The organism is Burkholderia sp. BCC0322, from assembly GCF_902833045.1.
In the GTDB taxonomy this organism is placed as follows: Bacteria; Pseudomonadota; Gammaproteobacteria; order Burkholderiales; family Burkholderiaceae; genus Burkholderia.
In genome coordinates this window covers 1-23,678 of sequence record NZ_CADFDU010000021.1, presented here as the reverse complement: position 1 = coordinate 23,678, position 23,678 = coordinate 1, and the positions used below count along the sequence as shown (strand labels likewise).

The 23,678-nt window shown below is 62.9% G+C and carries 25 protein-coding genes and 5 pseudogenes; 21 read left to right on the top strand and 9 right to left on the bottom strand.

All coding sequences use genetic code 11. The features are described 5' to 3' along the window. The first annotated feature begins 1 nt into the window (after position 1). The 6 genes and pseudogenes from HWX39_RS33775 to HWX39_RS36710 all read left to right on the top strand — a co-directional run. Positions 2 to 565 carry a hypothetical protein gene (locus HWX39_RS33775; protein ID WP_175971892.1) on the top strand — a complete coding sequence of 188 codons (564 nt, stop codon included), beginning with the start codon at positions 2 to 4 and terminating at the stop codon, positions 563 to 565. A 32-nt stretch (positions 566 to 597) separates the two neighbouring features. After that, on the top strand, positions 598 to 810 hold the full coding sequence (locus HWX39_RS33770) for a hypothetical protein (protein WP_175971891.1): 213 nt from the start codon (positions 598 to 600) through the stop codon (positions 808 to 810). Between the two features lie 15 nt (positions 811 to 825). After that, entirely contained in the window at positions 826 to 2,268 is a 1,443-nt protein-coding gene (locus HWX39_RS33765) for a DUF1173 domain-containing protein (RefSeq protein WP_175971890.1), read from the top strand. Positions 2,269 to 2,547: 279 nt separating this feature from the next. Beyond that, complete coding sequence (locus tag HWX39_RS33760; RefSeq protein WP_175971889.1) at positions 2,548 to 2,685, top strand: hypothetical protein; 138 nt, start codon at positions 2,548 to 2,550, stop codon at positions 2,683 to 2,685. Positions 2,686 to 2,693: 8 nt separating this feature from the next. Next, entirely contained in the window at positions 2,694 to 3,587 is an 894-nt protein-coding gene (locus HWX39_RS33755; RefSeq protein WP_175971888.1) for a Crp/Fnr family transcriptional regulator, read from the top strand. 660 nt (positions 3,588 to 4,247) lie between these two features. Next, positions 4,248 to 4,766: pseudogene (locus HWX39_RS36710) on the top strand (OB-fold nucleic acid binding domain-containing protein); the annotation flags it as partial. A gap of 33 nt (positions 4,767 to 4,799) precedes the next feature. Here the strand turns inward: HWX39_RS36710 and HWX39_RS33745 are convergent. The 3 genes from HWX39_RS33745 to HWX39_RS33735 form a co-directional block, all read right to left on the bottom strand. After that, positions 4,800 to 5,993: a replication initiation protein gene (locus tag HWX39_RS33745; RefSeq protein WP_244135152.1), complete on the bottom strand. Its 1,194-nt coding sequence runs from the start codon at positions 5,991 to 5,993 to the stop codon at positions 4,800 to 4,802. Between the two features lie 1,121 nt (positions 5,994 to 7,114). Beyond that, complete coding sequence (locus HWX39_RS33740; RefSeq protein ID WP_175971886.1) at positions 7,115 to 8,080, bottom strand: ParB/RepB/Spo0J family partition protein; 966 nt, start codon at positions 8,078 to 8,080, stop codon at positions 7,115 to 7,117. Next, entirely contained in the window at positions 8,080 to 8,751 is a 672-nt protein-coding gene (locus tag HWX39_RS33735; protein WP_175971885.1) for an AAA family ATPase, read from the bottom strand. The genes HWX39_RS33740 and HWX39_RS33735 overlap by 1 nt, the downstream gene beginning before the upstream one ends. Before the next feature lie 580 nt (positions 8,752 to 9,331). Between HWX39_RS33735 and HWX39_RS33730 the strand changes: the two genes are divergently transcribed. Then, positions 9,332 to 10,123, top strand: coding sequence for a hypothetical protein (locus HWX39_RS33730; RefSeq protein WP_175971884.1), 792 nt, complete (start codon positions 9,332 to 9,334; stop codon positions 10,121 to 10,123). Then, positions 10,120 to 10,314: a hypothetical protein gene (locus tag HWX39_RS33725; protein WP_175971883.1), complete on the top strand. Its 195-nt coding sequence runs from the start codon at positions 10,120 to 10,122 to the stop codon at positions 10,312 to 10,314. Before HWX39_RS33730 ends, HWX39_RS33725 begins: the two co-directional genes overlap by 4 nt. Before the next feature lie 310 nt (positions 10,315 to 10,624). Here HWX39_RS33725 and HWX39_RS33720 read toward each other — a convergent pair whose 3' ends face one another. Then, positions 10,625 to 11,080, bottom strand: a complete 456-nt coding sequence (locus HWX39_RS33720) for a hypothetical protein (protein ID WP_175971882.1) — start codon at positions 11,078 to 11,080, stop codon at positions 10,625 to 10,627. Between the two features lie 183 nt (positions 11,081 to 11,263). Between HWX39_RS33720 and HWX39_RS33715 the strand changes: the two genes are divergently transcribed. The 5 genes from HWX39_RS33715 to HWX39_RS36515 all read left to right on the top strand — a co-directional run bounded on the left by HWX39_RS33715 (position 11,264) and on the right by HWX39_RS36515 (position 15,765). After that, complete coding sequence (locus HWX39_RS33715; protein ID WP_175971881.1) at positions 11,264 to 11,506, top strand: AbrB/MazE/SpoVT family DNA-binding domain-containing protein; 243 nt, start codon at positions 11,264 to 11,266, stop codon at positions 11,504 to 11,506. Further along, positions 11,503 to 11,913: a type II toxin-antitoxin system VapC family toxin gene (locus HWX39_RS33710; RefSeq protein WP_175971880.1), complete on the top strand. Its 411-nt coding sequence runs from the start codon at positions 11,503 to 11,505 to the stop codon at positions 11,911 to 11,913. Before HWX39_RS33715 ends, HWX39_RS33710 begins: the two co-directional genes overlap by 4 nt. Positions 11,914 to 11,945: 32 nt before the next feature. Continuing rightward, the gene (locus HWX39_RS33705) at positions 11,946 to 12,146 is read left to right on the top strand and encodes a hypothetical protein (RefSeq protein ID WP_175971879.1); all 201 of its coding nucleotides are present in this window, start codon (positions 11,946 to 11,948) and stop codon (positions 12,144 to 12,146) included. 482 nt (positions 12,147 to 12,628) lie between these two features. Beyond that, positions 12,629 to 15,499, top strand: a complete 2,871-nt coding sequence (locus tag HWX39_RS36870; RefSeq protein ID WP_347879614.1) for a phage integrase family protein — start codon at positions 12,629 to 12,631, stop codon at positions 15,497 to 15,499. 116 nt (positions 15,500 to 15,615) lie between these two features. Beyond that, a complete protein-coding gene (locus HWX39_RS36515; protein WP_244135145.1) occupies positions 15,616 to 15,765 on the top strand; it encodes a hypothetical protein in 150 nt (49 codons plus the stop codon). 282 nt (positions 15,766 to 16,047) lie between these two features. Here HWX39_RS36515 and HWX39_RS33685 read toward each other — a convergent pair. Together HWX39_RS33685 and HWX39_RS33680 are read right to left on the bottom strand one after the other, a co-directional pair. Next, positions 16,048 to 16,429, bottom strand: a pseudogene (locus HWX39_RS33685) (PIN domain-containing protein). Next, positions 16,426 to 16,632, bottom strand: a complete 207-nt coding sequence (locus HWX39_RS33680; protein WP_175971878.1) for a type II toxin-antitoxin system VapB family antitoxin — start codon at positions 16,630 to 16,632, stop codon at positions 16,426 to 16,428. The pseudogene HWX39_RS33685 and the gene HWX39_RS33680 overlap by 4 nt, the downstream one beginning before the upstream one ends. A 200-nt stretch (positions 16,633 to 16,832) precedes the next feature. Here HWX39_RS33680 and HWX39_RS33675 point away from each other — a divergent pair, with 200 nt between their 5' ends. The 5 genes and pseudogenes from HWX39_RS33675 to HWX39_RS36510 all read left to right on the top strand — a co-directional run bounded on the left by HWX39_RS33675 (position 16,833) and on the right by HWX39_RS36510 (position 18,788). Further along, positions 16,833 to 17,078 carry a type II toxin-antitoxin system RelB/DinJ family antitoxin gene (locus tag HWX39_RS33675; RefSeq protein WP_175971877.1) on the top strand — a complete coding sequence of 82 codons (246 nt, stop codon included), beginning with the start codon at positions 16,833 to 16,835 and terminating at the stop codon, positions 17,076 to 17,078. Then, positions 17,065 to 17,353 (top strand): annotated as a pseudogene (locus HWX39_RS33670) (type II toxin-antitoxin system YafQ family toxin). Before HWX39_RS33675 ends, HWX39_RS33670 begins: the two are co-directional and overlap by 14 nt. Positions 17,354 to 17,383: 30 nt before the next feature. Next, positions 17,384 to 17,530, top strand: coding sequence for a hypothetical protein (locus HWX39_RS33665; RefSeq protein WP_175971876.1), 147 nt, complete (start codon positions 17,384 to 17,386; stop codon positions 17,528 to 17,530). Between the two features lie 52 nt (positions 17,531 to 17,582). Beyond that, positions 17,583 to 17,936 (top strand): hypothetical protein, encoded by a 354-nt coding sequence (locus HWX39_RS33660; RefSeq protein WP_175971875.1) that lies wholly within the window; start codon positions 17,583 to 17,585, stop codon positions 17,934 to 17,936. 372 nt (positions 17,937 to 18,308) lie between these two features. Then, the gene (locus tag HWX39_RS36510) at positions 18,309 to 18,788 is read left to right on the top strand and encodes a phage integrase family protein (protein ID WP_347879615.1); all 480 of its coding nucleotides are present in this window, start codon (positions 18,309 to 18,311) and stop codon (positions 18,786 to 18,788) included. Positions 18,789 to 18,933: 145 nt separating this feature from the next. Here the strand turns inward: HWX39_RS36510 and HWX39_RS33650 are convergent. The 3 genes and pseudogenes from HWX39_RS33650 to HWX39_RS33640 all read right to left on the bottom strand — a co-directional run bounded on the left by HWX39_RS33650 (position 18,934) and on the right by HWX39_RS33640 (position 21,184). Beyond that, a pseudogene (locus tag HWX39_RS33650) lies at positions 18,934 to 20,454 on the bottom strand (IS66 family transposase). 74 nt (positions 20,455 to 20,528) lie between these two features. Then, positions 20,529 to 20,831 carry an IS66 family insertion sequence element accessory protein TnpB gene (gene tnpB, locus HWX39_RS33645; protein WP_347879613.1) on the bottom strand — a complete coding sequence of 101 codons (303 nt, stop codon included), beginning with the start codon at positions 20,829 to 20,831 and terminating at the stop codon, positions 20,529 to 20,531. Next, complete coding sequence (locus tag HWX39_RS33640; protein ID WP_175971874.1) at positions 20,828 to 21,184, bottom strand: transposase; 357 nt, start codon at positions 21,182 to 21,184, stop codon at positions 20,828 to 20,830. The genes tnpB and HWX39_RS33640 overlap by 4 nt, the downstream gene beginning before the upstream one ends. A 501-nt stretch (positions 21,185 to 21,685) precedes the next feature. Between HWX39_RS33640 and HWX39_RS36505 the strand changes: the two genes are divergently transcribed. The 3 genes and pseudogenes from HWX39_RS36505 to HWX39_RS33625 form a co-directional block, all read left to right on the top strand. Further along, positions 21,686 to 22,366 (top strand): site-specific integrase, encoded by a 681-nt coding sequence (locus HWX39_RS36505; protein WP_244135144.1) that lies wholly within the window; start codon positions 21,686 to 21,688, stop codon positions 22,364 to 22,366. A 376-nt stretch (positions 22,367 to 22,742) separates the two neighbouring features. Continuing rightward, complete coding sequence (locus tag HWX39_RS33630) at positions 22,743 to 23,315, top strand: CDP-alcohol phosphatidyltransferase family protein (RefSeq protein WP_175971873.1); 573 nt, start codon at positions 22,743 to 22,745, stop codon at positions 23,313 to 23,315. Positions 23,316 to 23,397: 82 nt separating this feature from the next. After that, positions 23,398 to 23,577, top strand: a pseudogene (locus HWX39_RS33625) (IS630 family transposase); the annotation flags it as partial. Positions 23,578 to 23,678: the final 101 nt, after the last annotated feature.

Here is a 23,678-nt window from a genome sequence, read left to right as displayed (position 1 = left end):
CATGGATTCGAAACACCTCTCCCGACCGGACGTGGCGACTGCGGCTGGCCTTAGCAATCCCGAAGTGCCTGTCGCTTTCGCGCGCGCCTTGCAGGCCCGCGTCCACTACGCGATGGCGATCTGCTCCACCGACGAGCGATCCGCAGAGCACGACGAACTGCTGACGCGTGCGCGCTATGGGGCACGAGATCTTGGTCGAGATCTTGTCCTGGTCGGTGCCAACGATCTCGGCTGCCCGCTGTTGCTGGCCGACGTGCCGATGTTGTGCGACGCCTTTGCGCGCGAGGTCGGACTGACGCAGCTCGAACAAGCTGATTGGGACGCACTCGATCTGCCGACACCCGACGCCTTCGTGCAAGCGTTGACTGTGGGTCAATCGGTCGACGCCAACGGCCACTTGTTCGAATTCGTCAGCGGCGATGGCCTTTGGTGCACGAACCCCTATGGACGTGACGCCTATTTCGGCAATGCCATTCCGTCGATCAGCTACGCCCGAGAGCTGTTCAGCGCGATCGCGCTCGGGACAGTCTTCAGCGATTCGCAGGCCGACTGCGACTACGACTGACCTACTCCTATCACCATACCCGGAGCTACCCCATGACCGATCAGGTATTCCGAAGTGGCAAGCCCGTGACCGCCCGCAGCATCGTGTCGGCAGCGATCGCGGGTGACATGACGGCCGATGAGGCCGTCGAGCTCGTGCAACTGCTGATCGAGGCTCGCGCGCGCGGCCTCGACGTCCACGAAGCCGTACCCCGCCGTGCGAACGCGTCCTCGCGTGGCTCGGTCAAGCGGTCGACCGCCGTTTAAACCAGGAGATTCGCCATGCAGCGCTTTGAATTGGACGGGCAGGAATACGACGCGGCCAGCAACAGCTTTTTGGCTAAACTGCCGGCCGCGCACGAGGCGAAGACACGCCCACTGTGCCTTTGCATGGCCCCGCCGATCGCAATGTACATCGCGCGCTTCGAGGGGCGATACCAGGTGAAGCGTATGCCCGGTACGGGCGCCAAGCACAAGATGGGGTGCGACTCGTACGAGATGCCACCGGGTCTGAGCGGCTACGGCGATGTCGACGGCACGGCCATCGTCGAGGATGCTGAGTCCGGCGAAGTGACGCTCAAGTTCGGTTTCGCATTGGCGAAGGGCGCGCCGCGCGAGATGCCGGAGCAGTCGGATAGCGAATCCGACAGCATCAAGGCCGACGGCAAGAAGCTGACCCTGCGCGGCCTGTTGCACTACCTCTGGGAACAGGCCGGCCTGAATCGCTGGTCGCCGGCCATGGCCGGTAAGCGGAACTGGTCGGTGGTGCGCAAATACCTGCTGTTGGCGGCCGCCGGCAAGAACGCGAAGAAGATGAGTCTCGAAGACATGCTGTACGTCCCCGAGATGTTCGTCGGCGACCAGAAAGACCTGATCGCCCAGCGCCGCACCGAGCATCTCGCCAGGATCTCGGTCTCCGAGTCGGGGAAGCCGCACTTCGTGCTGGTGATCGGTGAGCTCAAGGAAATCGCGACCGCTCGCTTTGGGTTCAAGCTGGTCATCAAGCATCTGCCCGACTATGGCCTGATGATCGACGAGAAGACTAGGAAGCGGATCGCTAAGGTCTTCGCCGCGGAGCTCGAGATCTGGGCGGCCACGGAAGGCACGCACCTCATGGTCATCGCGACCGCGAGCCTGTCAGTGGCGGGCATCGCCACCGTGCAGGAGGTGTCGATGATGTTGACCACCGATTCGTGGATCCCGTTCGAATCGCTCGCAGATAACACGTTGCTGAAGGCGTTGGCGAAGCGCCGATACCAAAAATGCCTTCGCTACAACCAGACGGCGAGGCACCCGATCGCCACCGCCTTGCTGACCGATGCCGAGCGCGGCACGGCGCTCTACGTCGTGCCGGGCGACGCCTCGTCCGGCTACCAGGCCGAACTGGAACTGCTTATCGCCGAGGCGGAGCTGGATGCGTGGATCTGGCGGCCCGCAATGGAGGCGATGCCCCCACTTCCGCTGACCGCATTTGATTCAGCGCGCAAGGCTGCAAGCCGCCTGCCGGCGCCGGAACCAACAACCCCATTCGCTTCGTTATCGGCGCCAGATGCCTCGACGGTACGGAAGTCGGGAAAGCGCCCGCAGACGGCTTCTCCGGCCCCTGCGACGGTGCCGGATTCTGCACCGCTCTTTGACGAGCCGCCGATCGCCGACGAACCACCGCCCATGCTCGACGACGAACCGCCGTACGTCGACCAGGACCGGCCTGCAAACTGGTTGTGAACGCAACAAATCGTTGGGCGTATGTGCCTTCGAGCTGCGCATTTCCGCTGGACTGGAAGCAATTGTTGGGGAATGTTGTGTATAGCTTACTACTAGGGAGGAGAGGATAGAGAGGCCGAAAAAAAACGCCCCGAGTGCAATCGGGGCGTGACCAAGATGACGTACGACAGTGACCTTCAGAGCCGCAGACATCACAAGAATGAACTCGGATTTTAGAACAGAAGCAGACACTGTCAAGAGTCATCTATGTGACCAATAATCAACGAATCAGCACATCAGATGAACGAACAGAACAAGAATGGCCGCATTGCGAGTGAGACCTTGAAAGTATCAGATGCGTCGGCGCTGCGCCGCTCCGTGACGGCGGCCGCCGACCACACGGATATCCAGAGTTGGAGAGAGTTGGGCACGGACTGAGCCCGCTCATGACGCACCCGATTCCCGGTACGTCGCCGATCCTGGCGAACACACCGCTGAATCCGACCTACTCGGCCGCCAGCGAAGACTGGATGGCTGCAGCCACGCTCGTGCGCACCCGGAGCGCGGCGCTGCCCGAGCGCGTCTGGCCGGCCGACATCCCCAGCCCGGCACCGGCTAACAGCCCCCGCCTGCTGCGCGAGCTGAAGCTGCGCCTCGGGCGCTATCTCGACACACCGCAGGCCTGGTTGCCTGCCCTGAACGCGGCCAATGGTAGCCGTCGTCAGCAGCGGAGCGAACGCCGCATTGCGTGTGTGCAGCTGGTGCGCGCGCTAATCAAATTCTGTGACGTCTCGACGTTGCGCATCGCCGTGCCGGCCCAGACCGGCTGGGTGGATTTCACATTGCCATACCTGGCCGAGCAGGCGGGCCTCTCCGTGCGCCGTGCCGAGCGCGCGCTGCGCGACCTCGTGACGGCGCGCCTGGTGAAGAGCCGGCCGCAGTGCGAGGTCGAGATCGGTGACGAAGGGCCCCGCTATCGCGGGTTGGCCGCGATTCGGTACGTCACGCCCGCGCTGTTCGAGCAATTCGGCCTGGGTAAGTGGTTGCGGCACGAGCGCACGCGTGCTCATTTGCGCGCGCAACGTCGGCGTGACGCCGCCCGCAAACTCGAGCGGAAAGTCGGCGCCGGCGCTGGCCAGCTGCTCACGCAGCTCACCGACAAGCTCGCGGCCGCCCAGGTCAAGGCCGCAGCTTGGGGCACGCTCTCCGAGGGTGATCGCCGTGCCGAGCTCGAGCGCGCGGTCATGATCCGCGCCGGCGAACTTAAAGCTACCTATCCGGGCTGGGATCGCGACCGGTGTTTCCGGGTCGCGCGTAACCAGCTCGCCCCACCCGCCTAGCAGGCGTTTTCCGCTTCCCTTCCCTTTCCATCGCTACCGCGAGGAAGGCGGTCGCATGGATTCTGGACGGTGCCGTCTGTTGTCAGCATTTTGTGACCAATTGGCGGGTTTGCAGCCCTGAGTCTCTTGAGGTGTCGCTGCGCCGCCAGCCACAGCTGTGAATAAGTGCATTTAACTGTCGGGACGGTTTGCCTTTAAGTGTCGGGACTTAGTCAGAACCTATCTCTACCTACACCCCATATCGACCCGCGGCAAGCCGCGGCGTCACGCGGGCCCTGCCCGCTTGCAAGGGAAACCCCGTCGGCCAGCACGGATGTATGCCCTACAACGACAATGGCAGTGTGCATCACTCGACTGGTGGGCGTGGGCGCAGAAAGACCCGCGGGAATTCACACGAAGAAAACCAGCTTTGCAGGAGGGGGCATTCCAAATATGCAACTAACAGTCAATCGCCTACCACCCTTCGACAACAGCCTCTGCCACTTCATGCCACCGGTCTACAGAAACCGGGCGGTCCACGACGTCAGGCATCGCCAGCGAATTTCGTCCGCCTGGCGCAATGCCGCGATACCCTATCGAAAGGTCTACGTTTATGGGAGACGACGATGTGCGTATTTCGGCAAAGATCCAAGCCAATTACCGCGAGTACGTACGGCTCTACGACGGGTGGCGCTTTGGCTGGCGGCGGCGGCCGTACCCGATCGGGATCTGCTGCGCGGTACCGAACGCGACGACGCGGTGCCGGCGCTGCCGCTGGCCTCCGAGGGAACCGAGATCGTGACCGACTATCGTGCGATGGGATTCACGCTCGGCCGGCACCCGCTGGCACGACTGCGTGATCGCCTGACGCTCGATCGCCTCCAGCCAGCCGACCAGTTGGCGACGCTGCGCAGCGGGCAACTCGCCCGCGCATGCGGACTGGTCACGGTGAGGCAGCGTCCGGGCACGGCCAACGGCGTGCTGTTCATGACGCTCGAGGACGAGACTGGCCAGGTGAACGTGATTCTCTGGCCGCAACTGCTGGAAACGTATCGGAAGGAGGCGCTCGGCGCGGCATTGCTCGCCGTCTACGGCGTGTGGCAAGCCGAGGGCAAGGTGCGGCACCTGATTGCGCGCAAGCTCGTCGACCGGACTGAGCTACTCGGGGCGCTGCCGACGTCAGCGCGCGAGTTCTGCTAGCAATGCGCCAGCGAGGTGAAACTAGCCGGACAATTAAGCGAGCGTCTCGCCGATCCTACCTGCGAGCCAAGCAGTGAACGCCGTTTTCTCGAGAACGTTCTTAAACACCCCGTCAGCCTCGACATATGACCCGACCGCCCCTCCGGATGCGGCGTACTGACGCACGAACTCGCTCCGCTCGCTCTCTGACAGGCCACGAATCGCGGTTGCGATCAGCTTCGACCTTGCATCGGCCGCCGCCTCCGCTTCGTCGATCACGGCCTTCTGCGCCCGCCGCGCGGATTCCTCAATAACCTCTACTGTCTCGATGTCCCCCCCTCCTTCGAATACCGTGCGCGCGTATCCGCCGGCGTTCTTTTTGATCTTCTTGTTCCGAATTTGCTGCTCAACATACTGAGCCGTCCTGGTCGCCCGATCTGGATCATGCTGAATCCAGTCGACGGCGAGTCGGCCCGAAATGCCAAGCTTCACGAGTCGACGATATGTCTCCGAATCGCGGATCGCTGCTTGCTCCTCGCTATCACTCTCGTCGTACATCGATCTCTGGGGATTGTCCTCGACCAGGAAACGGATTTTGGCAACGCGACGATTCTGTCGTTCGTACTCGGGTGTGATGAGGATGTTCGATACCGTGTTCACTTCCTTCACGGCCTTTTTGATCACTTCCGAATTGAAGTGCTTGAATTCATCGTACGTTGACGCTTCAGCGCCGAGAAGCTTTCGCCAAATATCGACTGATATCCAACCTGTCGACCCTGTGCGTTTGAATCGCAAGCAGTTCTCGTAGAGAGCGAGGGCATACGCGCCACTGAACTGCTTCTGGACGTTGATGTTGATGAGCAGGTAGATCTCAGGATTTGCGAGTTTGTTCGCAAGTGTGCTGCTGTACTCGTATGTGACGATCCCATTCCGAATGTTTGCCGAGCTCAGGAGCGTTGTAACGCCCCACTCCTCATCTCCTGCCGCGTGCAAGATATCGAACTCGATCGGAGTGGTGGAGATCTTCTTGAGAGCCTCTTTGAGTGCGGTCGTATTCTTGCTGTCGAACCCAAGCATCTCGCTCATGATCCCAACGGGAATCTCATGCACTGACTTCTTCAGCAAATTGTCGTAGGCGTTCAGCAAAAGGACATTCGACAACTTCCGCCCTAGCAATCCAAGGTCACCTCCGACATGCACCGTACCGACGTGCTTGCGAAGCTCGCTCGACGGCACACTGGCAATCATTGCACTACCGGATTTTTGTTTTGCTACCGCCATACGGTCCTCATAGTTTGAGGAGCATTCTAGGTCGCAAAAGTCATGTTCGCAAGTCATCAAGGATGACCTTTAAACATCCCCCACAAACCACGACCTTTCCATCGCCCCACAAACCATGACCTTTCGAGGCGCACTGACTGCGCGCCCCATAGACCATGACCTTTCGTTGATGACGATTGTCTCCCCATAGACCATGACCTTTGCTTGCCGCGAAATCTTGGCGACCTACAGGTACACCCCATAAACCCCGACCTTTCGCCCTTTCCCCTGTCACCACCGATCGTGACCTGTCATGCCGCCGGGCCAACGAGATGCATCGAGGCCCCCATAAACCATGACTTTTAAGCCTCGAGCCCATCGACGTACCGGGCGACGCCCGCCCGAACTACGCGCCGCAGCACTCGCGACTGCATCGTATATCTCCATTCCCCATAAACCACGACCTCTCGGACAAGGAATCTAGCCATGGAGGAACCTCCCCATAAACCATGACCTTCAGGGACCGAAGCCGGACAGACGGCGCCCCACAAAGGATGACCTTTCCGATGAGACTAGGTATTTTCGTTTTATTTCATGGACTTACAAGGAAGTGTATACTTACTCACGGTTCGCTTGCCCCCCACAAACCATGACCTTTAAGCCTCGACAAGCAGGTGTTGCCGTCGTACCCGGCGTACACGCCCCACAAATAACGACCTTACACCCCACAAAGTACGACCAGTCATTGACTTCCCTCGCGTGACTTCTATAAAAACTGCTTTTTAATCAATAAGTTGCGACATGCTCTTAAGACAAGATCGCGATGCCCCACAAAACATGACCTCACCCCATAAAGCATGACCCTTGCCCCCCATAAACCCTGACTTTTCGCCCCATAAAGGATGACCGATCCTCCCCAAAACCCTTACTGCATAAGGCTCTTGCGAGCCTAAAGGTTTTAAAGGGGTTGTCTTTTAAAGGCACCCACAGGTGTTGTTCCACTGTGAGATTGCCTCACCCATCGACCCTGGGACGCACCGCCCACCAGAGACAGAGACGGAAACAGAAACGTCCACCGCCGGCATCAGCCAGCGGTAGCCGCGCCTACGCTATTCTTTCGGAAACAACGCCAAGATCTTTTCGCTGATTTCCATCGCGACGTCTGGCGCTAAGCCCTTCAGCTTCAACTCGATCCGTCCATCCTCTTCAAACGATTTGAACTCGCCCTTCGCTCCACGGAAGGTTAACTGTTCGCGAGTCGACCGAGGCCGCTTCACGGTCCCTTTCGCAGCCGCTTTACGTCGAGCCGCAACATCGCGGTAGCCCATGCCACTTTTTGCGGCTTCAGAGATCAGGGCCAACGTCTCTTCCTCGCCCTTTACTTCCCAGAATTCTCGAATTGCGTTCAGCATTTTGAGAGACAGGAGCTCCGGATACTCAGCGACAGCGTGAACGACCTTGTTCGGCAATTGAGCGAGCGACATGGTCCGACTCACATGGTCTTCACCAAGGTTTAGGGCCTTGGCCAGGGCGGCCTGCGTCGGATAAATCTTCTTTCCAATCAATTCCTTCCATTTGATTGCATCATCCAACGGGCTTTGATCTCGACGCTCTACGTTCGCGGCGCGGGCTTCCTCATACAGCTCCCGGTCGCTCGCTGGCTTTGGACGAATTTCGAGCCGCAGCGTTGACAGCCCTGCTGCACGGGCCCCTCGAAGGCGAGTCTCGCCCTCAATGAGCACGACCTCTCCCTCCCCATTGGCGTACCCGATTGCCGACATACCCTGTCCCCGAGCCACCAGCGAAGCAGCCATCTCAGAGACGGCAGAAGCCGTATAAACGACTCTCGGATTGAACGGATTTGATCTAATTTTCCCGATCGGAACGTCATAGACCTGGCCAACCTCATATTTGACCGGATCTTGGCTCGAGCCAACCTCCCGCGCATTGGGCTGCTCAGTATTTATTGCCGGTGGCGCCATCCGCGGGTCGCCCACGATTGGCGCTGTCGATGCCGCGTCCTGAACAGCGGCGACTCGGTCAGTCGCCAGGGGCTTCTTCTTGAAGGTAGCCATTATTCTTCCTCACCGCCATTGATTCGCTCGAGAATTTCCCGGTAGACCGCGTCCATTTCATCAATCGCCTTCTTCGACCTGTCGCGGCCCTTCAATTCATGGACTGCCCTGCCCGTCTTTCCAGTGGCAAGCCAGGCTGCTCTTTGGGGAATTTGTGCATCGAAAAGTCGGATCTCTTCGCTCTCGAGATAGGAGCGGAGGTCGGCAGTCGCCTTAGCCCCTTCGACCGGCGAAACCCGGGTGAGGACAACGTATGCGGGGATTTCTCCGCTTTCATGCCGAGGCCCCATGTCTTTCAGGGTCGAAAAGACATTCAAGGTCGACTCAACCTCTTGTTGATCTGCACCACATGGCACAAGAACGAGATCTGACAGGAGTGCGCATTCGAGCATCGTTCGATAGTTTTGAGCGCCGATGTCCACAACAACCAGGGTGTACTTGTTTGCCAGATTTGCTAGCTCCCGAGCGGGATTTGCCGGTAGAGCTAACACTGGAATTGCTGGCGTGACACCCTCCTCATTCCGAATTCGGGACCAACTCATGGCAGATCCCTGTTTATCTGTGTCGAGAAGAACGACATCAACGCCTTCCGATGCAGCCAAGGCTGCGATGTGAGTTGCCAATCGCGTCTTAGCAACACCACCTTTTTCCGCCCCAATCGTAATGACCATTTTTCCTCCATTCGGAGAGTCGAAGTATTGACATCCGAATTGTTATTCGTCAGTCAAAACATGTCAAAACAATTAAGGAATAACTCCGCATTTTTGTGAACTTGTTGCAGCCCAGCAACGATTTCAGATTGAACGAGGAGGAACTTGGCGCGAGCCAAGTTCCCCAGGTCGATATATGGAAAATCCTTGTCGATGACTTGACTGCAGCTAGACTTGGCTCGAGCCAAGACTGCGTAATGGCGGAAAAAGCGCCTTAACGGACGTGACTGGCACCGGGGCGAATAGGGCGCTCACCAGTCAAGACTTTGAGGCGAAGTCACACAGGCTGAACCCATCTTGGCTCGAGCCAAGATTCACGCCTGACGGTGGGCGATATCGAGCTTGGGCGCTGGACGCCCTGCATTCTTAAAGCGACACAGGTAAAAGGATCGACTACTCCGACTGGGCCCACATCACCGACGCGAGCTTTAAGCCGAGAACGGATCAACATTTCTCCCGGACTTCAATCTGCTCAAGCGCACGAAATGCCGGCGCGGTCGGACTGTCCGCTAGAATCGAGTTTTCGTTCGTCGCCAACACCATGGCTTTGCCACGTACCGACTTCTTCGATCGAGTCTTGCAGGATGCATATAATCGGCTGCAGGCGTCCAACCTCGCCCGGCAGTATCTGTCAGGCGCGTTCCGGCTGGACGGCACGCTGATCAATGCAGCCACACGCATCGAGTTCGACGCGATCGAGCTCACCAGCGCCGAGTATGCGCAACTGCTGATGATCTTTACGGACGCGCGCGTCCACGAGCAGGCTCAGTACGGGGTAGGGCCCGACGAGGCGCCGCCGGGCGTGTACTTCACATCGGTCCAGCCGGCCATCCTACAGCACCCGCACAAGAACCGCGTCGGCTTGTACCAGGACGCGGACGACGGAATGTCGTTGTATCTCGGTGAGGGTGGCGATGACGCGGATGACGCCCCGGAGCCCGCGGTCGTGCAGGCGCTGCACATCGATCACGTGTTTCTGCGGCACCAGGCCCCGGACTGGCTCGGCACTGTGGCTTTTTCCCTGTGTGCGATGACCGCGCACCGCCTTGGCTACCGCCGAATCACGCTGATCGCCGGGGGAGGGGAGGGGTACGACCCGCATCTGATCGGCTATCGCTACTGGCCCAAGCTGGGCTTCGATGCGCCGCTCGAGGAGGCCGAGCAGGCACTTCCAGCCTTCACCGCCTGCCAGACCGTGCAGGATCTGCTTGAGCTCGACGATGCGTGGTGGGCTGACCACGGGTCGCAGAGACTGATGGAGTTTGATCTCAGTGCCGACAGCCGGTCGTGGGCAAAGCTGCTAGACTATCTGCTGGACAAGGAGTTGATATGAGCCACGTGACGAAACCGCTGAAGAAAACTGCGCCGACGACGGCCGCGGTGAAGGTCGTCGTGCGCGTGTCACAGCGTAAGAAGAAGCCGGCGCCGCTGACCGCGGCCGGCAAGGCGCGGTTGCGCGCGGCGGCCCGGCGGCCGAGCACGCGGATGACGCCCGAACTGCCGGAATGGCGCAAGGCGATGTAATCCAGGACGGGCCAATTGGCCCGTTTTTTTGGCATGCGGCCATACCGCTAACTCCGCTTACCGGTACGCCAAGACAGTCAACGCGGCAATGAGACCCTTTCCCAAACCCGGCTCCGACCGGGTTTTTGGGTGCCGGTCGTCTGGGCCGCGTAGGGTCGATGTCAAAATCGTACCGCTGATCAACCCCGGCCGTGGCCGGGTTCTTTGCCAACGTCATCCGTGCCGTCCCGTCTGTTCACTGGACATGCTGCTTGCAGATATATCCTTGAACAGCATGGAGCATCGCCCGTCCGTCAACGGCGAGTCCCTCTCACGGCTCGCCACGACGTTCCTGCCGCCCGGCCTGGCGGATCTTGCCGGCCGCCTCGGCGGCCGCTGCCGTGAACCCCTTCCAGGCCGCATCCAGCTCGAGCATCAAAGTGTCCGCGTCGGCCGCCAAGCGTTCCCGGTTGGCCTCGAGCCAGGTGGCCAGCGCGGTCGTGTCGGCGCGATCGTCAGCCAGGCGCCCGGGCGTGGCGAAGTGGCGGTGCAGGTCGTTGACCGACACCGCGTGGCCGAACAGCACCCGCATCAGCTGCCGCGTGGTCGTGATGGTCACATCGGGTGGGGGTGGGGCGATCGCCTGGACGAAGGCGATCACCGCGCGGGCCCGCGCGCGGCGCTTGATGCCGCTCATCAGGCCGCGCAGGTGACGGCTGCCGATCTCGGGGTGTGCGAGCATCGCCTGCACGGCCGCGTCGTGATCGGCGGGGGTGAAGTACGTCATCGTCCAACCGTACTGTATGGAGATATATCTTTATACAGCACGGATTCTTGCACGTCGAGCCGGGTGCAAAAGTGGCACATCTGATAACTCTGCTTACGAGATGCGCCTCGGAGATGATTGCGAATCGAACCAAACGTGGATATGCTGTGGCATATGCCGTTTCGTTTGAATAGGAGTCGTCCCATGCCAACACCTGACACCCGTCATGCGCGCCTGTTTCGCAATGGGCGCAGCCAGGCCGTGCGGATCCCGCGCGAGTTCGAGCTGCAGGTCTCGGAAGTCACCATCCACAGGGAAGGCCGGCGCTTGATCATTGAGCCCGTGGAGGCCGCGCCGTTGCGTGAGCTGTTCGCCCAATGGACTCCGCTGGACGAAACGTTTCCCGACATCGATAGCCTGCCGGCTGAACCGGTCGACATCGAATGACGCTGTATCTGCTCGACACCAACATCTTGTCGAACGTGATCCGCGACCCGCGCGGCGCCTGCGCCACCCGCATCGGACAAACGCCGCCCGAACAAGTGTGCACCTCGATCATCGTGGCGGCGGAGTTGCGATTTGGCGTCTGGAAGCGTGGCTCGTCCACCCTCGCGCAGCGGGTCGAGCAACTGCTGGCGAGCTTGACTGTGTTGCCGTTGCAGCCCGACGCCGACCGGTGCTACGGCCGGCTGCGGGCCGACCTCGAGAAGCAAGGCCAGCTGATCGGGGCGAACGATATGCTGATCGCCGCGCACGCGCTGGCGGTCGACGCCGTCCTGGTCACGGACAATACGGCCGAATTTACCCGTGTCGCCGGCCTGCCGGTCGAAAACTGGTTGCGGCCGGCGCGATAGCATCCACCGTGTGAACCCCAAGGAGCGCGACGATGACCCTGACAGCGAGGCAGTTCAAGGAAGGCGGGTGGGGCAGGGGCGGGGCGGCCGCGGCGCTGTTGATCGCGCTGGCGGCCGTCGACTGCGGGCTATCGGCGCTCTGGCCGGCCCGCTACGGGCTGGTTCACCCGCTGGCGGCGATCGCTGCCCTGAACATGCCGTTTCTGGCGGTGTACCTGATCCTGCGCGCGTGAGCGCTTGGGCAACCCGGCTCCGGCCGGGTTTTTTGTGCGCGCCGTCAATGCCGATAACTCTCCTTGTTGGCATGGGAGCCAAGCACGGCAAGGGTGGGCGCGAAATCGTCCTTGCTGCCGTGCCGGGCAGCGCCTATGCTGGAGGCGCGGTGGTCGCATGGGCCTCGACAGCCTGGCCGCCGGAGTAGTTGGGTTGAATGCGGGCCGCCGACATCGGAATGTGGCGGTCCGATTTTTTAGCGTGCCACCTTGCCTGCTAATTCTTATTAGCAGTCTGGCGTTTAATGGCTAGAATAGGCGTGTTTCCCTTTACCTATTTGGGGACACTCCCTTTTTAGTTCCGTTCGCCATGGTGCTACGCCGTTCTCCCTGCCTGCCCGTCCGCGTCCCCCGCCGCGATCCCTCCAGGGGCGCCCTCCGGGAGTCGCTCGACCGGCCTGCCCGCACGCGCGTCATCGGTCCGCACGGGGGAGGGCCGTCCAATGGCTAACCGGCCGCAAGCGGTCGCGGTGCCGCCGCCGGCGACCTATACGCGCACCGACTTCGCCGCGCTGCGCGCGCGCATCCAGGGCATCTCGGCCGCGACCATCGCGCGGCGTTTTTACGACGTCGAGGACAGTGCGGTGCTGGCCGAGGCCGACGCGGTCGAGCGGCATCTGGCCACGATGCGCGACGCGTTGGTGCGCCTGGCGCTGCTCAACGGATCCGCGGCGCTGGCCGAGCACCTGCGCGCGTCGATGCGGCAGCACGGCGAGGCGAAACTCACCGCCTTGACGCTGCGCATGGTCGAGGACGCGGCCAAGCTCGCCGCAGCCGCGCCCGCAGCCGATCATGCACTCGCGCTGTGGTTTCGGCCTCTCGTGGCGCAGCGCCTCACCGGGGAGGGGATCGCGACACTTGGCGAGTTGATCGCGTATTGCAACCGGCACGGCGGAAGCTGGTGGCGCTCGATTCCCCGCATCGGCCCGCTGCGCGCGAAAACCCTGGTGGCGTGGCTGCGCCGGCACGAGGCGACGCTCGGCGTGCGGGTGGACGCCGACGTCGATGCCGCGCCGCTCACTCCCACCCCCGACCGCGCGATCGTGGTCGGTCCGGGTACGGACGGGCTTGCGCCGCTCGAGCGGCTTGCAGCGCCGGTCGAACTGTCGGGGGCTGGCGGCACGAACCGCGCGGTCGGGTTCCCGTTCATTCGCGCCGAGCACGACCTGGCTGCGCTGCACGCGTGGCTCATGCGCTATCGCGACCGGCCCGCGACGCTGCGTGCGTACACGCGCGAGATCGAGCGCTTCGTGCTCTGGGCACTGAAAGTGCGCGGCGTTGCGGTGTCGTCGCTACGCGTCGAGGACTGCGACGCCTACAAGGCATTTCTGCGGCAGCCGAGCGCGGACTTCTGCGGCCCGAAGCGGCCTCGCGTGAGCGGCCGCTGGCGGCCGTTTACCGGTTCGCTGTCGGCCGACAGCCAGGCCTATGCCGTCCGCACGCTGCGCATGGCATTCGACTGGCTGGTCAAGGTGCGCTATCTGGCCGGCAACCCATTCAGCGCCGTCACGCTGCCGGCCACGCTCACGCGCGAGTGGTCGCTGCAGGTCGAGCGGGCGCTGGCGCCGGAGGTGTTGCGCACGCTGCGCGAGACGCTCGACGCGCACTGCGCGCGACTGGATGACGACGCGGCGCAGTGGCGCATCGCGCGCGCGGCGATCGGGCTGATGGTCGATTCGGGTCTGCGTCGCGCCGAAGCGGCCAGCGCTCGGCGCAGCGGCTTAAAACGCGTCGACGGCATCAAGGGGCAATCGGTGTGGGCGCTCACGCTGGTCGGCAAGCGCAGCAAGGTGCGCACGGTGCCCGTCAGCCCGGCGACGCTCGAGGCGCTGCGTGCGCACTGGGCGGATCGCGGACTCGCGTTGGAGGGGAGGGGCGTGAGCAATGCTCGTGATGCGACGACGAGCGATCCGCCGCTGATCGCGCCGCTGGCGATTCCCGGCACCGCAGCGGCCCAGGCGCGGCACGGCGAGGGCCCGGTCGCCGAGGGCGGTCCCGACGTCGGTTCGTATACGCCCGATGCGCTCGGCCGCCTGGTGCGCACCGCGCTCAGCCGCCTGCAGGGCGAGTTGCAGCGGTGGGGGGCATTGTCGCTGTGGGATGCGGCGCAACTGCAAAGAGCCAGTGCGCATGCGCTGCGCCATACGTTCGGCACCGACGCGACCGCGCGCGGCGTGCCGATCGACGTGGTGCAGCAAATCCTCGGCCACGCGTCGCTCGCCACCACCTCGATCTACGTGAAGGCGCAGCAGCAGCGCGTGCTCGAAGCGGCCCTCGATTATTATCAGCAGCAGGCGCAGGCGGTCCCCGCCGAATCGGCGGGGGCGTTCGCGCCGCAGTGGATCCGTGACGACGAACAGGGCGACGCCTTCAGTGCGCGCGATGATGACGAGGTGGCCGGGATGCGGACCGCACCGATCAAGCTCACGCTGCGCGTTGAGAACGTCGCGCCAGACGGGCGGGGGCGGGCGCGCACGATTCGCGCGCTTGAGCGCGGCATTCTGGCCGATCACGCGGCCGAGCATCTCGCGCCCGGCGTGTACGCGCTCAAGGTGCTGCACGAAGGCGAGGCGGCACTCGACGTTGTGCTCGACGATCTGTTCGACGAGATCCGCGACGAAGCGCATCTTCACCATTGCGTGGCCGAGATCGATGCGCAATGGGTTGGCACGGATCGCACCTGGACCTATCGGGTGCCAGCCGCTCAGGGAGGCAATGCGGTGATTCCGTTTCCGGGCGGGGCGGGAAGTTCGGCGTTGGCAGCAGGAAATAACGTAGAGACGGCGCCCGGTCCACGCGTGATGCGGCTGCGGGTCAGTCTGCAGGACGTGATGCCGGAAATCTGGCGTCGCCTCGAGGTGCCTGCTGACATGTCGTTGGCCGAGCTGCACGACGTGATCCAGGCGGCCATGGGCTGGCACAACCGGCATCGCTACGGGTTCGAGTTTGCGGGTCCGGTTGGGGCGCTGAATCCGTTGGCGAGCGTCGCCGCCGACTTGCGGCTCGAGGAGGTGGCGGCGATCAGTGCGGCGCTGACCTACACGTACGATCTCGACGACGACTGGCGGCATGCGGTCACGATCGAGGCGGTCGGGCCAGCGGCTGCGGGCACGTGCTATCCGCGGTGCGTCGCCGGCGCCGGGGCGTGTCCGCCCGAGGACTGCAGCGGCCCTGCAGGTTACGCGCAGCTCGTGCGCACACTCGCCGGCCGGATGACCGACACCAAACGCGAGCTGTTGGCGTGGCTCGGCGAGCCGTTCGATCCGGACGGGTTTCGATTATCCGAGGCCAATGCGCGGCTTGCTGTGTTCTGACGTCTAGGCGGCAGGTCAGGGCAGCTTTGCCCGACAATCGAGCCCCCCACGCCGACGGGCCGGTGGATCCGGCCGGCGCGATAGCATCCACCGTGTGAACCCAAAGGAGCTCGACGATGACCCTGACGGCTGTGCAGTTCAAGGAAGGCGAGTGGGGCAGGGGCCTGGCGGCCGCGGTGCTGTTGATCGCGCTGGTGGCAGTCGACCGCGGCTCTGGCCGGCCAGCTACGGGCTGGTTCACCCGCTGGCGGCGATCGCCGCCCTGAATATGCCGTTGCTGGTGGTGTACCTGATCCTGCGCGCGTTAGCGCTGGGGCAACCCGGCTACGGCCGGGTTTTTCTGGAGCGGCGGCAATGCCGATAACTCCTCTTATTGGCACGCCGGACAGTACAGCTGCCGTCACTTGACGATCTTTGACTGGCAGACCAATCGTCGGTCTATTAGACTGAGGATTGATCTCCTCGCGCGTTCATCCCGGACGTGTTTGGATTTGGATATCCCGGCGGCGCCGGAATATTTTTTTGCCGGTATCGATCGTCACCGACGATCAATGCAGATCCGTCGGCACGTAGCCGACGCCGAATTGCGTGGCCAACTGAGCGAGCCGCCGATCGCGCGTCCAGAGCGATGTGTTCGGCGTGAGCAGCGTTGACGCCAGCAGCGTGCAATCCACCGCATCGCAGCCGCGCGTACAGTTGCTCCCGCTCGATCCAGTCCGCGACCTCGGCCGGCGTCGCGAGTCGCGTCTGACGCAGCAACGCGAGATCCCCCAAGGTCCGGGCTCGCGGTTCAGGCGGCGTCCCGCAGGTCAGCTCGAGCAGCACCAGCGGATGCGTGATTACGCCGTCGACGCGCAGCAGCTGCACCAGGGCGGGCAGGGGACGCCGAAAATGCTCGACCCACACCGAGGTATCAACCAGGACGTTCATCGGGCGTCGGCCGCCGGCGCGCGCCGCGGCACGTCCGGCATGTCAGGCACCCGCCCGCCTAACGCAGCGAGGCGCGCGCCGGCCTGGACACGCACGAACGTTTCCAGCGCCGCGCGGAACAGGTCAGCCGGCGCCATGCCCGGCTCAGCGAGTTCGAGCGCGCGAGTGTAAAGGGTGTCGTCGACAGTCACGGTGGTGCGCATGATGGCTCCTTAGATGCGGCTTGGCATCAATCAAAGGCGCTCATTGTTTCGACTCTTATTTGTTATTAGTCGCTAATGCTTATTAGCGGCGAGGCATTTGCTGCCATAAAATCCACCTAACCCCAGAAAATCTCCATTCCACCTTTGAAATGTAGTCGCAACGTGGCTACGTTGGTCGTATTCCACTCAAGGAGTTCGTCATGACTACCGATACCTATGTGCGCGCCCGCATCGACGCGGACACCAAACGCGAAGCCGCGGCCGCCCTCGAGCGCATGGGCCTGTCCGTGTCCGACGCGATCCGCTTGTTGATGCGCCGCGTCGCCGACGAGCACCGTCTGCCGTTCGACGTGCTGGTGCCGAACGCCGAAACGCGCGCGGCAATCGCCGAGCTCGATGCCGGCCAGGGCAAGGAGCTGATGAAGGATCTGCATGCGGACGATTGATCGTAGCAACGCGTTCAAGCGTGACTACCGGCGCGTGGCCGTCGGCCGGCATCGCGCGTCGCGCGTCGCTCGACACATTGCTGGCCACCGTGCTACCGCCGCTCGCAACCGATGCGGCGCTACCCGCGAAGTACCGCGATCACGCGTTGATCGGCGAATGGCAGGGGTGTCGCGACTGTCATTTGAAGCCGGACCTGGTGCTGATCTACCGCAAACCCGATCCGTCGACCTTGCAACTGGTACGGCTCGGCTCACACTGCGAGCTGGGGCTGTAATCGCACCTCAACATCGTTCAAAGGATCACCATGTCGGAAGTCAACCGCTTTCATGAGGGCTCGTCGATCGAGGTGCCCAATGCACTGACGGCCGAGACGTTGCGCCGCAGTGAAGCCGGCGAAGCGCTGCATGCCGCCCACGACGCCGATGACCTGTTCAGGCAGCTCGGGATTTGATGCGCACCTACGCCTACCTACGCCGATCTGTTCCGCGAATAACGAGGTGTCGATGACGACGCTTGAACCGTCTACCCCCGAGCCGTCCACGCGCACGCCCTCGCACGCAGCCGTGCTCGAGGGGTTGCGTCACGCGCGCACGCGCCAAGTCATGCGCTATCGCCACACGCCGGTGTTCGATGCGCTGGTCGAGTTGAATTTCATCGTCTGGGTGCGGCAGCCGATCCGGCTATCGCAACAGGTATCGGAACGGTCCCGGCATGTTCCCGCGCCGATAGAAGTCGCCGAATTGACGGCACTCGGGTACGCAGCGCTAGACTGGCTCATGACGCTCGAGGCGAATGCTCGCTGGGAGACCTTGCGGGCCCGGCCGTACGGTACACACGCCCACCCGGGGACATCGTGAGCGCGCCCGCCGAACAACTGACGTTGCCGCCACCGCGCACGTACACACGCAGCGATTTCGCGGCACTACGCGCGTGGGTGCAGCGCGTGCCGGTACCGGCCATCGCCCGGCTCTATTACGACGCGGACACTTACGACGTAGACACGACGCCCTACGAGGATGATCCGGCCGCGCTTGAGCGCCACCTCAAAACGATGCGCGACGACCTGGTGCACTTCGCACTGCTGACCGGCTCGTCAGCGCTAGCCGAACACCTGAAAACCTCCATCCGTCAGCACGGCAGCGCGCGCTTGACGGCCGTGTCGCTCAAGATGGTCGAGGCCGGCGGCCAAACTCGCCGCGGCCGCGCCGACGCCGACGCACGCGGTCGGCCTGTGGTTTCGGCCCCCGATCGCGCGACGACTGGCGGGCGAGGGGATCGCCACGCTCGGCGAGCTGATCGCGTTCTGCAACCGCCGAGGCCGTCGCTGGTGGCGTCGCGTGCCACGCATCGGCGCCGGGCGCGCGCGTGCTGGTCGCGTGGTGTCGCGCGCACGGCGGACACGCTCGGCGCGACGATCGCCGCCGACGTCGACGCGAGTGAACCCTTCGACCGCGCGACACCGGCGGAGGCGATCGCGCTGGCGCCGGCCGACGGCGGCCGCACGCTCGAGCGGCTCGCGGTCCCGCACGCGCTGTCGGGCGCGACCGGCGCCAACCGCGCGCCGGGCCTGTGCTACCTACATGCGAACCACGATCTCGACGCGCTGCGCGCGTACCTGGCATGCTATGCCGATCAGCCGGCGACGCTGCGGGCTTACAGTAAGCGGCTCGGCCCGACCGTTTCCCCGTTCGCGCGCGCGTGAGGCATGATGGTGATGGCGTGGTGGAGTCCGTGTCGATCGCGGGCGATCGTGTCCATGATCGGCGATCGTGGGCACGATCCATCTAAATCTATCCAGATCTACCCGGTTGAGAGTGTGGGCGGGGTGACGGGTTTCAGTCTGTCAGCCACGTTCTAGGGCAACAATTCGTCGATGCGAGAGATCTTGTGATCAGCGATGTGGGTCAGGACGTATTCCAGGTAGGCACGCGGGTTGATCCCGTTGAACTTGCACGTCCCGATCATGCTATACATCGCGGCGGCCCGCTCGCCCCCACTGTCGGAGCCGACGAACAGATAATTTTTGCGTCCGAGCGCGACACAGCGCAAGGCGTTTTCGGCGAGTACGTTGCTGATCTCGGCCCGACCGTCCTCGCAGTAGAACGAGAGGGCTGCCCAGTGATTCAGCGAGTAGTTGATCGCCTTGGCGAGCGCGGACTTCGTCGACAACGTCGCGAGTTTCGCCCTGATCGTCGTTTCGAACTTCACGAGCAACGGCTTGCTCTTCTCCCGCCGTACCCGCAGACGCTCGTCAGGCGCGTTGCCTCGGATGTCGGCTTCTATGCTGTAGAGCTCGCCGATCATCTCGAGCAGTTGCTGGGTATCCGAAGTCGGCGTGCGCGCGTGTACATCGTATATGTACCTCCTCGCGTGATCCCAGCATGCCACTTCGTGGATCTCGCCGCTCGCGTACAGTTGATCGAACCCGGAGGAAGCATCGGCCGGCACTATGCCATGGAATGCGGCGAGCCGAGTTTGAGGGTGGACGCCTTTGCGATCCGAGGAGAAGTCGAACCATACCGCAGCAGGCTCAGCCGAACCCGAGCGACGATCGTCGCGCACGTAGACCCAGAAGCGGCCGGTCATCGTCTTACCGTTGCCTGGCGCGAGCACCGCGACCGGCGTGTCGTCAACGTGCACCTTTCCGGGAATCAGCGCGTAGCGCTGGATCGCTTCAACGAGCGGCACACAGAGTTCGGCAATCTGCCCGAGCCAGCGGCCCATGCTGCCACGATCCAGCGTCACGCCGTCGCGTGCCGCAATCTCCGATTGGCGATACAGCGGCTGATGATCAGCGAACTTCGATACCGCAATATCGGCCAGCAAGCTCGGATGTGCGATGCTGTGCTCGATCGGCAGGCTAGGCATCGCGGACTGTTCGATGTGGTGGCAATCAGGGCAACACAGCTTGTGGCGGATCGTGCGGATCACTTTGAAGGCGGCCGCCACGCGGGCGAGCTATTCGGATACGTCCTCGCCGAGCCACTGCATCGCAGTCGCGCATATGGGGCAAGCCGAATCTGGTGTGAGTTCGATCTCGTCGCGCGGCAAGTGCGGCGGCAGTGGTTCTCGTGTGGGCCCTCGATTGGGTGGCCCCTTCGACGCTTTGTCTCGTTGTCCTCGCGCCTCTGCCGCCCCTTGGCCGGCCGTCAGGTCTTCCAGCAGCGCCTCGAGTTTATCGATCTGCCGGGCCAGTTTGTCGGACTTGCTCCCGAAGTACATCCGTTTGAGCTTGTCGATCTGTGCTTTCAGGCGCTCGATCTCGTCGTCGCGGGCGACGATCTCCCGCACCATGTTCGCGATCGATACCTGCTGCTCAAGCACCAGAGCCTGGAGCTCAGCGACGGTGGCAGGAAGCGGCGCATGCTTGGACATGCACTACATGTTTACGAGCCTTCGATGCGGTTTACAACATCGACAGAGCGGCGGTACGTCGTGGCTGTCGCCAGTCAATGCCCTCCGAGCAGCATCGACAGCTGGGCGCTCGTCAGATGGATCTTTCCATCGTCGGCCTGCGGCCAGATAAAACGGCCTCGCTCCAATCGTTTTGCGAGCAACCAGAGTCCGTCATCGGTCGCCCAAAGCAGCTTCACGAGATCGCCGCAGCGGCCGCGGAAGATAAACACATGACCGCCCAGCGGATTCTCTTCGAGCGCTGTCTGCACCTTCGCGGCCAGCCCCTGGAACCCGCAGCGCATGTCGGTCACGCCGGCCGCCAGCCAGATGCGCGTGCCTGCCGGCAGCGCGATCACTTCAGGCATTCCTGCAGGAACGCTTCGGTACGCTCGGCAGACAGGCCGCGAATCTTCACGCGCCGCTTGCCAATCTCCACCTCGATCTCGCACACGGGCATCGGCATCGGTACGCTCGTCATCGCTTCCGACGCCACTGTCAGCTCCGGCGCCCGCGGTACCAATTCCGTGTCGATCACGTCGACGCTCAGCAGTTCCGTGCTTGGCACGCTCGGCGCAACACCGAGTGCAGGGACGACCAGCTTGCCTTCACGATATTGCTTACGCCATCCGAATATCACATTGGCGTTGATGTCGTGCCGTCGCGCAACAACCGACACTGATATGCCGGGCTCCAGCGTCTCTCTGATCACCTGCTGCTTGAATTCTCGCGCGTACGTGCGATGGGGATGGGCGCGCCCCGCTGCGTTCGACATGACTGACTGGCCCCGTCAATCTAAACGCGCCCATCATGCGTTGGAAAAATCAGCACGGGGAAACGGTCGGCCCAAGCCGCTTACGGCTTACACGCGCGAACTCGAACGGCTGCTGCTGTGGGCCATCACCGTGCGCGGCACCGCGCTCTCGTCGCTGACGGTCGAGGATGGCGATGCGTACAAGGCGTTCCTGCGCGCCCCGTCCGATGCGTTCGTCGGGCCGCCGGCGTCGCGCGCGTCCGGGCGCTGGCGGCCGTTCGCGCCCGGTGGCCTGTCGCTCAACAGCCAGCGCTACGCGCTCCGCGCGATTTGCGGCGCGTTCGACTGGCAGGTCGACGTGCGGTATTTGGCCGGCAATCCGTGGCGCGCGGTGCGCGATCCGAAGCCGGTACAGCGCGTCAGCCGCATGCAGATCGACCGCGCATTGCCGGCGACGCTATGGGACAAAGTGCGCGCTGCGCTCGACCAGCACTGCGAGCGCTACGGCCAGGCCGCGCCACGCTGGCGGGTGGCCCGCGCGCTGCTGCTGTTGATGGGCGACAGCGGCCTGCGCATCTCGGAAGCGGTCGCGGCCACGCGCGACCAGTTGCAGCAGCTGCCGGCCAGCTGGCAGCTGACGGTGGTGGGCAAGGGCAGCAAGGCGCGCGTGACGCCGGTCAGCGATGCGTGCGCGGCCGCGCACTGGCGCGATCGCGATGCCGATTTCCAGGCCGGAACCGAATCGAACGGGAAAGCAAGAACAGCGCTCATCGCGCCGCTCACGATGCCGGCCACGCCGGCCGCGCGCGCCAAGGCCGCACGGCTGGCCGCGGGCGCCCCCCCCACGAAATCGGCGGTTACGCAGTGCGGCAGGCCCGTGGCCTGGTGGCTTGGGCGCTCGCGCAGCTGCGCGACGCGTGGCCGGCGACGCTGCCGGAGCTTTCCGAAGCCGAACGCCAGCAGCTCGCGCGCACCTCGCCGCATGCGCTGCGCCATACGTTCGGCACCCAGACGGTCGCCGCGGGCGTGCCACTCGACGTCGCGCAGCGCGTGCTCGGGCACGCGTCGTTGCAAACCACCACTGTCTACGTGACGGCCGAGCAGCGGCGGTATTTTGGGGTGCGACATGAAGTCGATTGAAGAATTGCCTTGCCTACCAAGCATCGTGGTCACAAGGTCCGCTGTTCCGGCAGCGGTAGCCTACTGACCCAGGCGGGAAGGGTAACTTTCTGGTCTGATGCGGTCGGGACAATGTAGCGCAGACTGCGCGTCACCTGATAATGCTCACCGGCGAATCGCTCCGAAAAGCATCCCCGAAACCCAACGTGCTGGAGACGAACTCGACCAGAACTGACAACGAAATCTACAATCGACACCGCGCAACGCCCAATCCCGCTGAAGCGGTCACTTTCCCGAAATCGGCGGTCACGTTCGCTGAAATACGCATCTTGAAGGTCCGACTACTTCCCGGCTGCGCCTGTTCTTTACGGCGATCATTGACACCTGTAATCGATCCATGAAACACATTCCGCTCTTGCTCACTGCCCTGCGCGCGGCGCTTGCGCCGGTGCTCCTCTTACTCGCGGTGTTCGCACCGAACAATAGCGCGTTCGCACTTTGTCTGGTAGCAGCGTTCCTATCGGACGTATTCGATGGCGTTATCGCCCGTCGCCTTGGGGTCGCAACGCCAAACCTGAGACGCCTCGACAGCATTTCCGACTCTTTGTTCTACATCGCAGCCACATTCGCAGTCTGGTACCTTCACCCATATGCTGTAATCGATCGTTGGGTGCCTCTGGCACTGCTCGTGGCGCTCGAACTGTGCCGTTACGCTTTTGATTTCATCAAATTCAAACGAGAAGCGAGCTACCATATGTGGTCATCAAAGCTCTGGGGCATCGCGTTGTTCGCTGGCTTTTTCTCACTGCTCGCGCTCGGCTCGAACAATGTCCTTGTTGACGTCGCAATCTACTTGGGAATAATCGCTGACATTGAAGGCTTGGCGATCTCAGTAATTTTGCGCCAATGGAAAAGCGACGTCCCAAGCTTTGTCCATGCGTTTCAGCTACGGGCCAGTGGCCGAACCTGATCCGGGGCTAGTGTCCTGTTCCGTTGTTTACTGGACTATGTTCGCGTAGCATGTTGACGTCAACGGAACGGGAGACGTCAACATGGCGATGGGACGACCGAAGGCGGCACTGGTGCTGAGCGAAGACGAGCGTTCGCAACTGATATCGATAGCGCGTTCTCGCTCGATTTCGGCTGCGCTGGTCTCGCGGGCGCGCATCGTGCTGGCGGCGGCTGACGGCGAGCCCAACAGCGCGATCGCGCAGCGCCTGCAACTCACGCGTGACCCTGCCTCGTTTTCACGTACAGCATGTCATGCAGCAGCGCGTAGGGTTTCGTATTCGACGGGAGTGCAGTAGTCGATCGACGTGTGCATGCGCTGTCG